A 15849-nucleotide genomic window follows, 5' to 3' on the forward strand; every position below is an offset into this window, starting at 1 on the left:
GAAAAGTGGCAGTTACAGTGAACCAGCGAGGTGACAACATAGGCAATCCTGAGAGAGCCATGCCCGGCAAATACCAGCGCGGAAAGAGCTGCAGAATAAGTCTGCAGCTGGACAGCAACAGCGACTGTGTCGAGGTGCTGCGCTCCATCGTAAGCGTCATGACTGCAAGAGCCGGCATGGATGAGTTGCGCAGCAACAGAGTCGCGGTTGGTGTGGATGAACTGTTTGCCAATATTGCCGCACATGCCTATGGCGGCAAACCAGGCAGGATTGAGGTTGATGCCTGTCTCGAAGAGAGGGGCGAAACTCGATTTCTCATATTTGATTTTCGCGACTATGCTAAGGTTTGCTGGCGAGGAGACATCGAGAAGATTGCCAATCAGCCGCTGGATGTTGAACACCTCTGTCCGGGCGGACTGGGTCTCAGGCTGATTCATTCGGTAAGTGATAACTGTGAACACCATGAGCTCGAAGATGGCAACCGCTGGCAGCTTATTTTTAATGTCTGTAATGGAGAGAAAGATGGACACGAATCTTAAATTTGAACGCAGCGACCTGAGTGCCAATAACATTCAGCTCCGGGTTTTCGGTGATGTCACCATACACACCTCAACCCGCCTTCGTGAGCAACTCAAGCCTCTCTACACCACCAAGACCCAGCGTATCCATGTGCAGCTTGATCATGTCGACTTCATGGACTCATCGGGTATCGCCACCCTCGTGGAGGGTCTGCAGTGGTCCCGCCTGACCGGCGGAAAGTTCATCCTCTCCGGCCTGAAAGAGAATGTACGCGATATTTTCTCACTGGCCAAGCTCGATACCGTTTTTGACATCGAAGATACCAGCCAGACATGAGCTTTTCCGACCTTCGCGCATTCACCGCCGAGCTAGAGAAGCGCGGGCTGCTCAAACGCATTCAGCACGAGATCAGCAGCAAGCTTGAGATTACCGAGATATCGGATCGTGTACTGCGTGCAGGTGGCCCTGCCCTGCTTTTTGAAAATGTAAAAGATTCAGAGATGCCTGTGCTGACCAACCTTTTCGGCACAGCCGAGCGTATCGCACTCGGCATGGGTCGCGAGTCAGCTGAGGAGTTGCGCGAAATAGGCGAACTGCTCGCCTACCTCAAGGAGCCCGAGCCGCCTAAAGGGTTCAAAGATGCCTGGGAAAAGTTTCCCGTATTGAAAAAAGTGATGCACATGCAGCCGAAAAAGGTAAAAACAGCTGCCTGGCAGGAGATAGTGCTGCGTGGAGACGAGGTTGATCTTGACCGCCTGCCGATCCAGACCTGCTGGCCTGAGGATGCGGCACCGCTGCTGACGTGGGGGCTGGTGGTCACCAAGGGGCCGAACAAAGAGCGGCAGAATCTCGGCATCTACAGACAGCAGAAGATCGGAAAAAACAAGCTGATCATGCGCTGGCTCAAGCATCGCGGCGGCGCTCAGGACCATCTCGAAGCGCAGAAATCAGGAGCCACACGCTTTCCCTGCGCGGTAGTTATCGGGGCGGATCCGGCCACGATACTTGCCGCCGTCACACCCATCCCCGACTCCCTTTCCGAGTACCAGTTCGCAGGCCTGTTGCGTGGCAGCAAGAGCGTGCTGACTGACTGCCTGGATATCGACCTGCAGGTGCCGGCCTCCAGCGAAATTGTACTCGAAGGTTATGTCTCGCTGGACGAGTACGCCGAAGAGGGGCCATTCGGAGACCATACCGGTTACTACAACGAAACCGAGATGTTCCCTGTGTTCACCGTCGAAACGATGAGCATGCGAAGGAGTGCCATCTATCACTCCACCCACACCGGCAAACCGCCGGATGAACCGGCCGTGCTGGGGCTCGCCTTTAACGAAGTATTCGTGCCGATCCTGAAAAAACAGTTTCCCGAGATCGTTGATTTCTACCTGCCGATGGAGGGCTGCTCCTATCGCGTCGCCATTACCTCGATCCGCAAAGGGTACGCCGGGCATGCCAAGCGCGTGATGTTCGGCATCTGGTCCTATTTGCGCCAGTTCATGTACACCAAGTTTATCATCGTTGTGGATGAGGATATCGACTGCCGCGACTGGCATGAGGTAATCTGGGCCATCTCCACCCGTTGCGATCCGGTTCGTGACTTTACCATGGCTGAGCATACGCCGATCGACTATCTCGATTTCGCCTCCCCGGTTGCCGGCCTCGGCTCCAAGGTCGGCATTGATGCCACCAACAAATGGCCGGGTGAAACCGACCGCGAATGGGGTCGCCCGATCACCATGGACGATGCGGTGAAGACGCGCATCGACGATATCTGGGACGAGCTGGGGCTGTAATGATAGCAATAATCATGTCCATTCCGTGGGAGGGAGCCTGCGCATGATCGAGAAACTGAAGATCCCCCTGTTTGCCATTGCTATCGGTTTAGCGGGCCTGCTCGTTTTCCCGATCCTGATGGAGAGTGACTACAGCGATCCTGGTGCTGACAAGCTTGCCCGCGGTAATACCGCTTACCAGCAGGGTGAATATGATGAGGCTGCCGGCTGGTTCCTTCAGGCAGCCAAGCTTGGGGATGCTGAGGCGCAGTACCGCTTTGCCATGCTCTACCGCGATGGCAAGGGGGTCGATCGAGATGATTCTCAGGCGGTCCGCTGGCTGAAGCTTTCGGCAGCCCAGAAACATGCAGAATCGCAATTTGAACTGGCCAAACTTTTCGACAGCGGTCGCGGTATGGATCAGGCTGATCCGGCAACCGCAGTTTTCTGGCTCAGGCAAGCAGCAGAACAGGGGCAGGCAGGCGCACAGCTTCGCCTGGCAGTCCACTTCGCTGAGGGTCGTGGTGTCTCTCAGGATGAGAGCAAGGCGCTTCACTGGGCCCTGCAGGCCACCCGTTCCAACAACAAAGAAGCCGAACCCTATCTTCAGAATTTACTCAAGCGGGTGAAGGCAAAGGCTGAGCAGGGTGATGCCAAGGCGCAGTTTGTGCTTGCCATGACCTTCAGCAGGGGCGAAGGCATCGATGCCGACCTTAAATCAGCAGAGATGTGGTTACGCCAGAGCGCTGCTCGGGGCAACAGCGAGGCGCAATACCATCTCGGCTCTTTTCTCGCCTCTTTAGATCATGGTCGTCAGCCTGAAGAGGCTGCCAAGTGGTATCTGGCTGCCGCCATGCAGGGACACCTGGAAGCGGCTTCGGCATATGGAACAATGGCTGCCACCGGAAACGGTATCGCGACAGACAGGCATCAGGCGATTCAGTGGCTGACCAAGGCTGCTGAAGCGGGTGATGCAAAAGCAAGTTCATCGCTGGGGATTCTCTATGGCGAAACCCCTGGATTCTCCCATGATGACAACGTGGCCGTCACTTGGCTGCAAAAAGCTGCCGATGCTGGCGTCACCAAGGCGCAAAACAATCTTGCCGCCATGTACGCGCTTGGCAGAGGCGTCGATAAAAACCTGGAACAGGCACTCTCACTATTCCGGAAGGCAGCCGAGGAAGACGGCAAAGCGCAATACAACCTCGGCATCATGTCTCTGCGCGGCATCCATGTTGTACAAGACAGTGAAAAGGCAGCCGCATGGTTCCATAAGGCAGAAAAAAGCGGCGATCATAAGGCATATCTGGTGCTGGCGCTCCTCCACCATCTTGGGCGCGGCCTCTCCTTTAATGAAGTAGAGGCGTCACAGTGGTATGAAAAAGCTGCCGCCCAAAATGAACCGGATGCCATTTTCAATCTCGCGCTCCTCCACTACAACAGCGCCGACTTCGCCAAAGCTTTCAGGTATTTCCTCATTGCAGCCAAAAATGGCGATGCCCAGGCCGGCAACCTGGTTGCCTCCATGTACCAGCGTGGCCAGGGTGTCAGTTACAACGTCGAGCATGTCGTAGCGTGGTACAGAAAAGCCGCCGAACAGGATTATGCACCGGCACAATTCAACCTTGCCAACCTCTATCGCAAAGGCGAGGGGGTTGAGCAGAATGACAAACTTGCTGTCAGCTGGTACAGCAAGGCAGCCGAAGCTGGGCATGCACAGTCGCAGAATGCACTTGCTTATATGTATGCGCTGGGACGTGGCGTTACCGAAGATCAGGACCAGGCACGCAAATGGTTCAACAGGGCTGCTTCTCAGGGGCTGGAAATCTCCCGCCAGAATCTCGCCCTGCTCGGTAAGGAGCAGAGTGGCTTTATTCTGGCCAGCCACGCCATTGACACAGACTTGAGAGCAAGCCTGCTGTTTGAAGAGCCATTCGATTTGGCAAGGCATCTCGATATCTACACCACACCCTGAAGGTTTTGTTTACATATATTCCTCCGCTTCCGCAGCGTATGCGCATGGTGCCGACACACGCTCTCCTTGATAAACAGCCGCTGGCTTTCTAGCCTTACCGGGCTTCAGGTGCCCAAACGGTCGTTCGACCACGGGTGAAACGGGAAGTCCGGTGCGGATTCAACAGCAACACAGACTCATGCCGAGTGTGAATTGCTATCGACCAATTCCGGCGCAGCCCCCGCTACTGTAGGCCTGACAACGCTGCATCGAATCCACTGGGAGACCGGGAAGGAGAGCAGCCGCGGATGACGGCAAGCCAGGAGACCGGCCTAAAGCACGGCACATATGTGTCATCGGTTTGAGTCCTCGGAGGGAGGTTTATGCCGGAGCTGATGGCGCCATAACTGCCCCTCTGATCCGCACCCGCCTTCTTTCGACACTCACAACCGCCAAAACTATAAATATGCGCGGCGGGCGCGAAAGGAAGAAAACATTGGGACAACCCTTCAAAAAACGAACATCAATCACAACACTCATCATGGCGGCAGCTGCTACGCTGTCGGCAACACCTGTTCAGGCTGCCGAAGAGCTGCCTGCCGTAATCGTCACGGCAGGGCGAATTGCCGAGGATCCGGCTCGTGTTTCGTCCGATGTCACCATCATTGAGGAAGATGAGATCAAAAAAGCGCAAGCGCCCTCGGTGGTCGAGCTGCTCAAGCGAAAGGTAGGTATCCATGTCGCCTCAACAGGCGGGCCTGGCAAAGCCACATCCCTCTTCATGCGCGGCGGTAATGGTGGCCACACCCTCGTGCTTGTGGATGGTGTACGCGTCGGTGCCGCATCGACCGGCGCATTCGACTGGTCGCTGATGTCCCCCGAGGATATCGAGCGCATCGAGATCGTACGCGGCCCACAGTCCTCGCTCTACGGTGCTGATGCTGTGAGCGGTGTGATCCAGATTTTCACCAAAACAGGTGCAGGTGCGCCTAAGGTTCGCATCAACGGCGAGGGAGGAGGCATGAACTCATCTCGTGGCAGCATGCAACTCTCCGGCAGTACAGAGAACGGTATCAGCTACGCATTGACCGCTGCCGGTCAGCGTACTACAGGTGTCTCGGTAGCAGCCAACGGTACCGAGAAAGACCCGTTCAGACAGAGCCAGTTTTCAGGCCATGTCGAAATGGCTGTTGGTGAGGGGACCCTTGAGGTTACCGTGCGACAGAGCGAAGGCCGCAATAGTCTAGACGGCGGCTGGGTACTGGCCGACATCCTGAACTGGAACTCCCATTCACGGCAGTCAGTTTACAGTATCAAGGGCAGTTACCCTCTGCTGGAGAATTGGGAGAGCAGCCTGCAACTGTCGCACTCGGCCGACGATGTCACCGGTACCGATCCCGCCAATGCGGCCAACAACTCAGATATCCATACTAAAATATCACAGCTAAACTGGCAGAACCATGTCGATCTGGACAACTTCTCGCTGCTCTTCGGCTTCGATCACCACTCTGATCGCGTCGAGAATCCGCTGGCTCCGATCAATCGTGTTCTGCGCCAGAGCGCTGGATTCGCTGCCCTATCCTGGCATGGTGAAATCATCGATCTGACCGCCTCAGGACGTTATGACCGCAACAGCGACTTTTCCGACAAGGGAACCTGGCATATCGGCAGCGCCCTGCGTCCACTGGTAGGCCTTAAGATCAGCGCCAATTACGGCACTGCGTTTAAAGCCCCTTCGGTCAACGACCTCTACTGGCCTGCGCTGGGCAACCCCAACCTGAAGCCCGAAAGCAGCAAAGGGTGGGATGCAGGTATTGCGTACGAACAGAGCGGCGAAACACTCGGCTACGCATTCTCGGCAACATGGTTTGACCAACGATTCAGGGATCTGATCGCCTGGGCTCCGATTACACCCGGTTCATGGACATGGATTCCATCGAATGTGAACAAGGCACGTAACCGTGGCCTCGAACTATCGGGGCGCATCGACTTTGCCGGGGCCTATGTTGCTGCCAACTGGAGCTACCTGCTGGCAAAAGACAGTGCTAACGGCACCTGGCTGGCACGTCGTCCCAAAGAAAGCGGCAATATCTTGATTGGTGTTGATATCGGGGACCTTAATCTCGAAGGAAGCCTCGCTATCGTAGGACCTCGCTTCTCAAGCCCCAACAACTTCTCCTACATGGCCGGCTATCACAAAACAGATCTGCGGGCCCGCTACCATGTCAATGAGACATGGGAACTGACTGCCCGAGTCGATAACGTCGAAGGCAAAAAGTATGAAGAGGCCGCCGGTTATGGTGTACCTGGGCGCGTCTGGTATGCAGGCGCCGGAGCCACCTTCTGATCAACTGGCATAAACCAGGCCGGCTGGCAGCTGCTTTCGTAGCTGCCGCTGGCCTGCATTTGCTTGCCTTTCAGCTCTGGCCGCACAACAACACACTGCAATTACATACCGATGCAGGTGCCCCACTACAGATTGAACTGGTCAAAAAAGATGCAGAACAGCCAGCTGCACCTGTCACACAAGTAGCACAAGCCACCCCGCCGGTTAAAGCTGAAGTTCGGCAAAGCCCGGAGGGTTCGGTGGTGAAAACAGTTAAAAAACAAGCCTCTGCCCAAAACAATACTGCTGAAGCGTCCCCATCTGACAGCGAGCTGCCGCAAGAGCAGGCAAGTGTTGCTTACAGGCCTGCCTCGACCAACCCCGGCGCCATGCCTGCCGATGTAGAGCAGATGATTCTGACGCAAATCAGTTACCCCCGTCAGGCCCGCCGCAAGGGCTGGCAGGGCAAAGCCACTTTTCACCTCAACGTACGTGAGCAGAAGCTGGCAAAACTCGACCTCTTCCACTCCTCCGGTTACGAACTACTCGACCGTGCTGCTATGCGCGGCATTCAGGCCGTCGGCAAGCTGCCGCTGGCCAACGGCCTTTACAGCCTGCCGGTAGAGTTCCGACTGCAATGAAACGTCTGCTTCTTTCTCTGCTGTTTGCCGCAGCCCTTATGCCTGCAACGGCTTCTGCTGCACGCATCCTTGCGCTCACTCCGCACGCCTGCGAAATGCTCTATGACGTTGGTGCCGGAGATCAGATTGTCGGTGCCGTTTCCTACTGTGACTACCCTTCCGAAGCCAAGGACCTGCCACGCATCGGCAGTTACGAGCGTATCAATGTCGAGGCTGCCCTGCGCCTGCAACCTGATCTTGCCGTGGTAATGAGCCGCAGTGTCGGCGGCGTAGAGATACTTGAGCGCATGGGGATTACAGTCATGGTTTCCAATCCGGACAGTTTCGAGACCATGTTCGAGGATATACTGAAGATCGGCAAACTCAGTGGCCGCTCATCCGAGGCTGAAAGCCTTGTTGGAAAACTGCGGGCACGCCTTGAAACAGTGCGTGCGATACCGCGCTCTGACGCCTCGGTCTTTTACGAGGTGTGGCACGACCCGATGCTCACTGCCGGTGGCCCCAGCTTTATCTCCGATCTGATCCATCAGGCAGGAGGCCGGAATATCTTTGTCGATATTGATGTTGAAACACCGCATGTGAATGTCGAGTCGGTGATCCGAGCCAGGCCTTCCGTCATTGTCATACCACTGGAGAAACGGAACCTTGCTGATCGCAGGCAGTTCTGGGAGGGCTGGCTGGGCAAAGGAAATGTACGTTTTGTCGCCATTGACCCCGACCTGTTGCACCGCCCGGGTCCACGCCTTCTTGATGGGCTGGAGTTCCTGCAAAAGGCTCTTGCCGGGGAGAAGCGTCCATGAAGGCACTGATGATTCAGGGAACCGCCTCCGGCGTCGGCAAGTCGGTGCTGGTGGCGGGACTATGTAGGCTGCTGGCTCGCAATGGCGTGCGCGTCGCTCCGTTCAAGCCACAGAACATGAGCAACAATGCTGCCGTGACCGTCGACGGCGGCGAGATCGGGCGGGCGCAGGCGCTGCAGGCATTTGCCTGCAGCATTGAGCCGACCGTGCATATGAATCCGGTGCTGCTCAAGCCTGAGGCCGACTGCACCTCACAGCTGGTCGTGCGCGGCAAGGTAGTCGGCAAGCTTGAATCAGCCCGTTTTCGCGAGGAGCGCGAGCAGTGGCTGAACACCGTTTTGGAATCATTCGAGCTTTTATGTGACCAATATGATGTCGTGCTGGTCGAAGGAGCAGGGTCACCTGCCGAGCCGAACCTGCGAGATGGCGATATTGCCAACATGGGTTTTGCCGAGGCGGCCGACATCCCGGTCTGGCTGGTCGGCGACATCGACTGCGGCGGCGTTTTCGCATCACTGACCGGAACATTGAACATCCTTTCAGAGAGCGAACAAACACGTGTTACCGCGCTGCTGATCAACCGTTTCAGAGGCTATCTCGCCCTGCTTGATGACGGAGTGACATGGCTGGAGGAGAAAAGCGGAAAACCGGTTGCCGGCGTGATCCCCTGGCTACCGCTGGAACTTCCCGAGGAGGATGCCCCCTACCGCCTCGGCAACAGAGGAGAGGCCACTCCCGGCAAACTGAATATCGCCGTCATCGCCCTGCCGCGCATGAGCAACATCGACGATTTCGATCCGCTGGCCGCCGAGCCGGGCGTATCGTTACGTTTCGTTAACCGCACAGACGAGCTGCAGCCTGCCGACCTGATTATCCTGCCCGGCTCCAAACATGTGGCAGCCGATCTGGCATGGCTGCAAGAGCAGGGCTTCGTTCAGGCACTGCAAAAGCACCTTCGTTATGGCGGCAAAGTTCTCGGTATCTGTGGCGGCATGCAGATGCTGGGACGCGAGATTATCGACGAAGCGGGCATGGAGTCCGCCGGATCGGTGGCGGGGCTCGGCTGGCTTAACATGACCACGACGATGCAGCCGGAGAAGACGCTGAAAAGGGTCGATGCGGTTGCCCGCTGGCCGCAGCCGGTGCCGGTTCACGGCTACGAGATCCACTACGGCGACGATCACCCGGATGCGGCGATCTTCCCCTTCTCGCACCGCTCCGACGACGGCCAGGTGTGGGGCAGCTACCTGCACGGGCTGTTCGACAGCGGCCCGTTCCGCGCCGCCTGGCTTGCCGAAATGGGTGTAACCGTTGAGGCTGGCGATGATCACGCCGCACGAGTGATGGCATCGCTCGATATGCTGGCCGATACCCTTGAAACGAACATCGCACCGGAGCTGCTGGCTCCGCTGCTCGGGAGGTAGTTATGCCGATCACACTGATTCTCGGCGGCGCGCGCAGCGGCAAGAGCAGCCGCGCCGAGGCGCTCGCCACATCGATGAGCGAGCACCCGATCTATATCGCCACCGCCCCGATGATCGACCACGATCACGAGTGGCTGGCGCGAATCGAGCAACACAGGGAGGAGCGCGGACTCCACTGGCGCGTTATCGAGGAGACCCTGGAACTGACGCGTGTGCTGCAGGCAGAGGATGGGGCAGAGAGCGTGATGCTGATCGACTGCCTCACCCTCTGGCTCAACAATCTGATCTTTGCCGGCCGCACTATCGAGGAGGAGGCGGAGGCGCTCTGCGAACTTTTGCCGCAACTCAAGGGCGAGGTGATCCTTGTTGCCAACGAGGTGGGCATGGGGCTGGTGCCGGAGAACGAGGAGGGACGCGCCTTCCGCGATGCGCAGGGAAGATTGAACCAGCGCCTTGCCGCCACCGCCGACCGTGTCGAATTTGTCGCCGCAGGTATCCCGCTCTGCCTGAAAGAGCGCAACAATTAAGAGGAGAGATCACTTGACCAGTGCACCGTTACATATGGAGATCGAAAAAGAGGCCCGGACTCATCAGGACAGCCTGACCAAACCGCGCGGCGCACTCGGTCGACTTGAGGATGTCGCCTGCTGGTTTGCCGCCAGACAGGGTAAGGTCACCCCCGATCCCCTTAAGGCCCACATCGCCGTATTCGCAGCTGACCATGGCGTCGTCGAGGAGGGGGTTTCGGCCTATCCGAGCGTGGTCACCGGGGAGATGGTCAAGAACTTCGCCCGTGGTGGCGCAGCCATCAACGTACTGGCGCGCCAGTGTGGTGCCTCCCTTTCGGTTGTCGATGTGGGCGTCATCCCCGACCTCAGCAACATAGAGGGGATCGAGCACCAAAAAGTACGCAAAGGTACCGCCAACCTGCTGCGAGAGGCAGCGATGACTCCGGCCGAATGTGAAGCCGCCATTTCGATCGGCAGGAGTGTTGCAATGAGGGCAATTGCGGCAGGCTCCAACCTGCTGATCGCCGGTGACATGGGCATCGGCAACACCACTGCATCCGCCTGCATCATCTGCAGCTGCACGGGTGCATCGCCTGAAATGGTGGTCGGTTTCGGCACCGGCATCGAACATGCCGCCCGCCGGCACAAGATCGATGTGGTAAAAGGTGCACTGGCGCGCGTTGCCGGCCGCCCGAAAAGTGAGTTGCTGCAGCACCTCGGAGGGCTTGAGATCGCTGCAATGGCAGGCTTCTACCTGCAGGCGGCGGAGAGCGGGGTGCCGGTGGTGATCGACGGTTTTATTGCATCTGCGGCAGCACTGGCAGCACGTATCATCGATCCGGCCGCTAGCGACTGGATGCTTGCCAGCCATACCTCACATGAGAATGGCCACACGCTGGCACTGGCCGAGCTGGGGCTATCAGCCCTTATTGATTTTGAAATGCGTCTTGGAGAAGGCTCGGGAGCTGCGCTGATCGTGCCGCTGCTGCAGTCGGCGATCGCCCTGCACAACGGAATGGCCACCTTTGAGAGTGCCGGCGTGACGGATAAAGATGGCTGAGCCGGTCATCATCGATCTGCTTCGCCACGGTGAAGTTGAAGGGCCGGTATCGGTTGCACGTGGCTGCAATACCGACGTGCCATTAACCGAAACCGGTTGGCTTCAGATGAATGCGGTGGCAAATGCCCTGCACAAGGAGGGCTCCCTTGTTTCTGTTGCGACGTCTCCGCTGCCGCGCTGTGCCCGTTTTGCGGAACAGTTCAGTTCCAGGGCAGCAATTCCATTAACCATCCTTTCGGATATGCGCGAAATCGATTTTGGCCACTGGGAGGGGAAGCAGGCGCACGAGATCGGTGAACAGGATCTGCTGACCCGCTTCATGGAGAACCCGGATGGCGTTGAAATTCCGGGTGGAGAATCATTCAACAGTTTCGCTGCACGCATTACCGATGAGTGGGACCATTGGCTTGTCGGCGCCTCAGGAGAGCATCGCCTGCTGGTCAGCCACGGTGCGGTGATGCGCGTACTGTTATCACACCTGCTGGGCATTCCTCTCTCACATATCTGGCGCCTTGCACTCCCCTACGGGGCATGGAGCAGGGTATCGCTGCTGCATGGGGAACAACCACGCCTGCTATTCCTCAATCGCGAGCCCTCCACCTGATGCCGCGCGGTCTGATTCTCGCCTTCGGTTTCCTGACCCGCATTCCGATGCCCTCTCTGTCCGGCTTCAGAGATGAGGAACTCTCAAGCTCCGCCATCTGGTTCCCGCTTGTCGGCCTTACCCTTGGTCTGCTACTTGTTCTGGCGACTGCAGCTGTCTCAAATGCATGGCTGGCGTCACTGGTGGCACTGCTCGTCTGGATCATCATCACCGGCGGACTGCATCTCGATGGTGCATCCGACCTTGCAGATGCACTCGGGGCGGCGCATCGCGATCCCGAGCGCCTGCTTGCGGTGATGAAGGATCCCCATACCGGCAGCTTCGGTGTAGTTGCTATTGCTTCTATTCTTATCACCAAACTCGTGACTATGGCCACCCTCTTCGAAGCATCGGCAAACCATCTATGGCCGCTGCTGCTTATTCCTGCCTGGGCACGGTTTGGGGCGATCTTCTGGTCACAGACGCTTGATGCAATAGCACCGGGAAGTGGTGAACGTTTTAAGTGGGATCTTCCGGAAAGCACCCTCTGGGGCTGGGGAGTAGTTCTCTTTCTCGCCACCTGGTTGAGCATGTCGCTGCTCTTTGCCCTTGCATGTATTGCCGTACTGCTGCTCTGGCGCAGCTTTCTCACCTGGCGACTCGGTGGCATGAACGGTGATTGTCTCGGTGCAGGCATCGAGTATAGCGAGTGCCTGATGCTGCTCGCTGCCGGCCTCCTTTAGATGCTGCGCTGGTCTGCTCTTACACTGTCAGTCGCAGCCTGCCTTCTGCTGGGGCTGGCAACTGGCGAGCAGTGGCTCAATCCGTTCAGTACCCATTCACCACTGGAGAGCACAATCCTCTGGGAGCTGCGGTTTCCGCGTCTCTTGACCGCATTCGCAGTCGGCGGACTGCTGGCACTGGCCGGCGCATGGTTCCAGGTGCTGCTCGGCAACCCGCTGGCCGAGCCTTATGTGCTGGGTGTGGCTGGCTCAGCCTCAGCCGGTGCGGTAACCGGACTGATGTTTATGCCCGAATCGGCATGGATCATGAGCCTCGGTGCATTTGCCGGTGCGTGGCTCGGCATTGTTGCCGTGATGTTCTTCGCTCACCTGGGGCCCAATCGCATGCTGCTGGCTGGCGTTGTGCTAGCCGCATTCTGGTCGGCTCTGCTGGCGCTGCTGCTTGCCCTGCTTCCCGAACAGGGACTGTTCCGTGCCTTCTCCTGGATGATGGGAGACCTCTCCCACTCCGACCTGCCAGTGCCGCTGCTGTTGCTGACATGGGCAGCGGCACTGGCGGCAGGACTTTTTCTCTCCGATGCGCTCGATAAACTGCTGCTCGGTGAGCGCCACGCTGAAGCACTTGGTGTTGATGTAAAAAGCTTGCGCAGCAGGCTGCTCTGGCTCGCCTCGGCAGTCACCGCACTTGCGGTCACCGCCGCCGGCACCATCGGTTTTGTCGGCCTGGTGATCCCCCATCTGATGCGATTGCTATTCGGCTCCCTGCATCGTGCAGTGCTGCCCGCTTCCGCCATCGGCGGAGGCCTGTTACTGGTACTGGCGGATTCGGCTGCCAGAACAGTGATTGTACCTGCCGAACTTCCGGTCGGCATCCTCACAGCCATCATCGGTGTTCCTGTATTCCTCTTTCTTCTTTTGAGGCGAACCTAAGTGAACCCCCTGATCAAACTTGTGGATGTTGCGGTAGAACGCGGCGGCCATACGCTGCTCAAAGGCCTTGATTGTGAGTTCCGGGCAGGCCAGGTCGTGGTGGTACTCGGCCCCAATGGAGCCGGAAAATCGAGCCTGCTGCTCGCGCTTGCCGGACTGATTCCTGTCTCAGGTTCACTTGAACTGCTTGGCAAACCGCTTGCCGATTACGACCGCACCACAGTGACTCGTACCATTGCCTGGCAGGGCGATCTTCCACCTACCGAGTTCGGCCTGACTGTCCAGCAGCGGCTTGAACTTGCTGCCAACGAGAAGCATGCACGAATTGAATCGATCGCTGCAGATGTGGATATCGCTCCGCTACTGCAGCGACCGCTTGGCGAACTCTCCAGCGGCGAACGCCAGCGCACTGAACTTGCGGCACTGATGTTACGCGATGCACCGATCTGGTTGCTTGATGAACCGACTGCGCACCTCGACCTCAAGCACCAGATTCACAGTATCCATATGATGAAGCGGGAGGCGAAAGCCGGACGCGCAATCATCACCGTGCTGCACGACATCCAGCAGGCGATGGCTGTAGCGGACCACCTCATACTCATTGATGGCAAGGGTGGTGCGGAATATGGTGAGGCCGCAGAGCTGTTCGCAACTGCCCGGCTAAGTAAACTTTTCGATGCTCCGGTCATCCATAAGGGAACTGTACTTGTCCCTGACTACGGAGAGGGGTCTTTATGAAATCACGTGATAAGCGACAAGGCATCGTGCTGGTACATACCGGTGAGGGAAAAGGGAAAAGTTCATCCGCTTTCGGTGTGGCTTTCCGTGCCGCCGGCTGGGGCATGAAGGTGTGTGTAATTCAGTTTATCAAGGGCAAATGGAAAACCGGCGAAGAGAGGGCCGCAAAGCAGTTCGACAATATCGAATGGCATGCGCTCGGTGACGGCTTCACCTGGGACACCAACAATCCCGAACAGGATATTAAAACCAGCCGCGAAATATGGGAGCTGTGCAAGGAGAAGGTACGGAGTGAGGAGTTTGATCTGCTCATTTTTGACGAGATCAACTACTGTACTGGTTACGGCTGGATCACCGGCAAGGAGATCGCCGACTTCATCCGCGATGAGAGACCGAAGTGGATGCACCTGATCCTCACCGGCCGCAATGCCGCACCAGAACTGATCGAGGTTGCCGATACCGTTACCGAGATGAAAATGACCAAGCACGCCTACCAGTCCGGTATCCAGGCCACGCAGGGCATTGAATTTTGAGGGTCCTGCTTGCACACGGTTCATCCGATGCGATGCATGCATCAAAAGTAACAGAACTGGCTGCAGAAGTATCAGGACTGCTTAACGATGAGGTCTCCGCCAGCTATTTATCCGACAAGAAACTTCCTGACGGGGCAGAGGTCCTCCCCCTCTTTCTCGGCGCTGGCATTCATGTCACGAAGGATGCGCCACAACTTGCGGCCGCTGCGAACTGCAGACTGTTGCCAGCACTGGGAGCCCGAACTGCGGCCATTGCCAAACTTATCGATAACAACCCGGTAAAAAACAGCATCTTCCTGCTCTACCAGCGTAATGGCTTTGAAAATCTGTTCAACGCATTCGAAACAAAAGGCAGCATTGCCTTTCTGCATGACGAGCCATCACTGAGCGCTGTTCTTCAGCAAATGCATACAAGCAGGGTAACCGTGCAGCCACTGCTGCTGTTTCCGGGACGCTCTCTTGCTAGGGTTCGCCGCATGATCAACGACTCCCCTATCCCCGATGCCGGGCTTGCTCCCGTTCTGTGTGAACTAAACGGCTTTGCCGAACTGGTCGCCGACTGCTTTAGCCATGAAGCTTGATTCACCACTGGCCAACGGCGAAGTGGCCCTTGTCGGTGCAGGGCCCGGTTGCGCATCCCTGCTCACGCTTGCGGCAGCTAAATTGATCGGCGATTGCGATACCATCGTTTACGATGCGCTGGTATCCGAAGAGGTGCTCGACATGGCACCGGTCGGAGTCGAACTGGTTGAAGCCGGGAAGCGTGGCGGCAGGCCATCTGCCAGTCAGGATGATATCTGCAAAACATTGATCGATCTGGCGAAAAACGGGAATCGAGTAGTACGCCTGAAAGGGGGAGATCCGTTTGTGTTCGGGCGCGGTGGCGAAGAGGTGCGCGCACTGGCAGCGGCAGGCATCAGATTTCGAATCATTCCCGGCATCACGGCAGGTATTGCCGCCCCCGCCATGGCTGGCATCCCCGTCACCGACCGTTCGGTGAATGCCACACTCGCCTTTCTCACCGGCCATGAAGCCAGTGAAAAGAGCCGTATGGACTGGCGGGCACTCGTCGAGGCATTTCCGGTTCTGGTTTTCTACATGGGTGCCAGAAACCTGTCACAGATCGCGGCAAGGCTTCTGGAAGCAGGTCTTGCAGAACAGACTCCGCTTGCCATCATTCACGCTGCCACACTGAATGAGGAGAATACGACAATTGCGACACTGCATGAGGCATTCACAGGCCGCATATCTGCTCGCTCCCCCTCGATCCTGATCGTCGGTGATGTAGTGGCCAAAAGAATAAACTGGAAGGATTGA

Annotated in this window: 17 protein-coding genes and 1 riboswitch; all 17 genes read left to right on the forward strand. The window is 57.4% G+C overall.

Annotated elements, in window-relative coordinates:
• Positions 1-5 precede the first annotated feature (5 nt).
• The 17 genes from Ga0123462_RS09795 to cobA all read left to right on the forward strand — a co-directional run bounded on the left by Ga0123462_RS09795 (position 6) and on the right by cobA (position 15849).
• The gene (locus tag Ga0123462_RS09795; protein ID WP_232726442.1) at positions 6-539 is read left to right on the forward strand and encodes an ATP-binding protein; all 534 of its coding nucleotides are present in this window, start codon (positions 6-8) and stop codon (positions 537-539) included.
• A complete protein-coding gene (locus Ga0123462_RS09800) occupies positions 523-855 on the forward strand; it encodes an STAS domain-containing protein (RefSeq protein WP_100266125.1) in 333 nt (110 codons plus the stop codon). The genes Ga0123462_RS09795 and Ga0123462_RS09800 overlap by 17 nt, the downstream gene beginning before the upstream one ends.
• Complete coding sequence (gene ubiD, locus Ga0123462_RS09805; protein WP_100266126.1) at positions 852-2312, forward strand: 4-hydroxy-3-polyprenylbenzoate decarboxylase; 1461 nt, start codon at positions 852-854, stop codon at positions 2310-2312. The genes Ga0123462_RS09800 and ubiD overlap by 4 nt, the downstream gene beginning before the upstream one ends.
• Before the next feature lie 43 nt (positions 2313-2355).
• Positions 2356-4266, forward strand: coding sequence for a tetratricopeptide repeat protein (locus Ga0123462_RS09810; protein ID WP_100266127.1), 1911 nt, complete (start codon positions 2356-2358; stop codon positions 4264-4266).
• A gap of 89 nt (positions 4267-4355) precedes the next feature.
• A riboswitch (cobalamin riboswitch) is annotated at positions 4356-4595 on the forward strand.
• Positions 4596-4741: 146 nt separating this feature from the next.
• Complete coding sequence (locus Ga0123462_RS09815) at positions 4742-6592, forward strand: TonB-dependent receptor domain-containing protein (protein ID WP_198507334.1); 1851 nt, start codon at positions 4742-4744, stop codon at positions 6590-6592.
• A 242-nt stretch (positions 6593-6834) separates the two neighbouring features.
• Positions 6835-7212: a TonB family protein gene (locus Ga0123462_RS09820; RefSeq protein WP_157821330.1), complete on the forward strand. Its 378-nt coding sequence runs from the start codon at positions 6835-6837 to the stop codon at positions 7210-7212.
• Positions 7209-8012, forward strand: a complete 804-nt coding sequence (locus tag Ga0123462_RS09825; protein ID WP_100266130.1) for a cobalamin-binding protein — start codon at positions 7209-7211, stop codon at positions 8010-8012. The genes Ga0123462_RS09820 and Ga0123462_RS09825 overlap by 4 nt, the downstream gene beginning before the upstream one ends.
• The gene (locus tag Ga0123462_RS09830; RefSeq protein ID WP_100266131.1) at positions 8009-9436 is read left to right on the forward strand and encodes a cobyric acid synthase; all 1428 of its coding nucleotides are present in this window, start codon (positions 8009-8011) and stop codon (positions 9434-9436) included. The genes Ga0123462_RS09825 and Ga0123462_RS09830 overlap by 4 nt, the downstream gene beginning before the upstream one ends.
• Positions 9437-9438: 2 nt before the next feature.
• A complete protein-coding gene (cobU, locus tag Ga0123462_RS09835) occupies positions 9439-9963 on the forward strand; it encodes a bifunctional adenosylcobinamide kinase/adenosylcobinamide-phosphate guanylyltransferase (protein WP_100266132.1) in 525 nt (174 codons plus the stop codon).
• Positions 9964-9997: 34 nt separating this feature from the next.
• Complete coding sequence (gene cobT, locus Ga0123462_RS09840; RefSeq protein WP_100266133.1) at positions 9998-11005, forward strand: nicotinate-nucleotide--dimethylbenzimidazole phosphoribosyltransferase; 1008 nt, start codon at positions 9998-10000, stop codon at positions 11003-11005.
• A complete protein-coding gene (locus tag Ga0123462_RS09845; protein ID WP_100266134.1) occupies positions 10998-11609 on the forward strand; it encodes a histidine phosphatase family protein in 612 nt (203 codons plus the stop codon). The genes cobT and Ga0123462_RS09845 overlap by 8 nt, the downstream gene beginning before the upstream one ends.
• Entirely contained in the window at positions 11537-12331 is a 795-nt protein-coding gene (gene cobS / locus Ga0123462_RS09850) for an adenosylcobinamide-GDP ribazoletransferase (RefSeq protein ID WP_198507336.1), read from the forward strand. Before Ga0123462_RS09845 ends, cobS begins: the two co-directional genes overlap by 73 nt.
• Positions 12332-13261: a FecCD family ABC transporter permease gene (locus tag Ga0123462_RS09855; protein WP_100266136.1), complete on the forward strand. Its 930-nt coding sequence runs from the start codon at positions 12332-12334 to the stop codon at positions 13259-13261.
• A complete protein-coding gene (locus Ga0123462_RS09860) occupies positions 13262-13999 on the forward strand; it encodes an ABC transporter ATP-binding protein (RefSeq protein WP_100266137.1) in 738 nt (245 codons plus the stop codon).
• Entirely contained in the window at positions 13996-14532 is a 537-nt protein-coding gene (gene cobO, locus Ga0123462_RS09865) for a cob(I)yrinic acid a,c-diamide adenosyltransferase (RefSeq protein ID WP_100266138.1), read from the forward strand. The genes Ga0123462_RS09860 and cobO overlap by 4 nt, the downstream gene beginning before the upstream one ends.
• Positions 14529-15113: a sirohydrochlorin chelatase gene (locus Ga0123462_RS09870; RefSeq protein WP_100266139.1), complete on the forward strand. Its 585-nt coding sequence runs from the start codon at positions 14529-14531 to the stop codon at positions 15111-15113. Before cobO ends, Ga0123462_RS09870 begins: the two co-directional genes overlap by 4 nt.
• The gene (gene cobA / locus Ga0123462_RS09875) at positions 15103-15849 is read left to right on the forward strand and encodes a uroporphyrinogen-III C-methyltransferase (RefSeq protein WP_100266140.1); all 747 of its coding nucleotides are present in this window, start codon (positions 15103-15105) and stop codon (positions 15847-15849) included. Before Ga0123462_RS09870 ends, cobA begins: the two co-directional genes overlap by 11 nt.

It is taken from the genome of Mariprofundus ferrinatatus, assembly GCF_002795825.1.
Lineage (GTDB): Bacteria > Pseudomonadota > Zetaproteobacteria > Mariprofundales > Mariprofundaceae > Mariprofundus > Mariprofundus ferrinatatus.

Excerpts from the sequence above, each read along its gene's own strand:
- Ga0123462_RS09800 (WP_100266125.1), top strand. The coding sequence starts at position 523 with ATGGACACGAATCTTAAATTTGAACGCAGCGACCTGAGTGCCAATAAC.
- ubiD (WP_100266126.1), top strand. The coding sequence starts at position 852 with ATGAGCTTTTCCGACCTTCGCGCATTCACCGCCGAGCTAGAGAAGCGC.
- Ga0123462_RS09810 (WP_100266127.1), top strand. The coding sequence starts at position 2,356 with ATGATCGAGAAACTGAAGATCCCCCTGTTTGCCATTGCTATCGGTTTA.
- Ga0123462_RS09825 (WP_100266130.1), top strand. The coding sequence starts at position 7,209 with ATGAAACGTCTGCTTCTTTCTCTGCTGTTTGCCGCAGCCCTTATGCCT.
- Ga0123462_RS09830 (WP_100266131.1), top strand. The coding sequence starts at position 8,009 with ATGAAGGCACTGATGATTCAGGGAACCGCCTCCGGCGTCGGCAAGTCG.
- cobU (WP_100266132.1), top strand. The coding sequence starts at position 9,439 with ATGCCGATCACACTGATTCTCGGCGGCGCGCGCAGCGGCAAGAGCAGC.
- cobT (WP_100266133.1), top strand. The coding sequence starts at position 9,998 with ATGGAGATCGAAAAAGAGGCCCGGACTCATCAGGACAGCCTGACCAAA.
- Ga0123462_RS09845 (WP_100266134.1), top strand. The coding sequence starts at position 10,998 with ATGGCTGAGCCGGTCATCATCGATCTGCTTCGCCACGGTGAAGTTGAA.
- cobS (WP_198507336.1), top strand. The coding sequence starts at position 11,537 with ATGGAGCAGGGTATCGCTGCTGCATGGGGAACAACCACGCCTGCTATT.
- Ga0123462_RS09855 (WP_100266136.1), top strand. The coding sequence starts at position 12,332 with ATGCTGCGCTGGTCTGCTCTTACACTGTCAGTCGCAGCCTGCCTTCTG.
- cobO (WP_100266138.1), top strand. The coding sequence starts at position 13,996 with ATGAAATCACGTGATAAGCGACAAGGCATCGTGCTGGTACATACCGGT.
- cobA (WP_100266140.1), top strand. The coding sequence starts at position 15,103 with ATGAAGCTTGATTCACCACTGGCCAACGGCGAAGTGGCCCTTGTCGGT.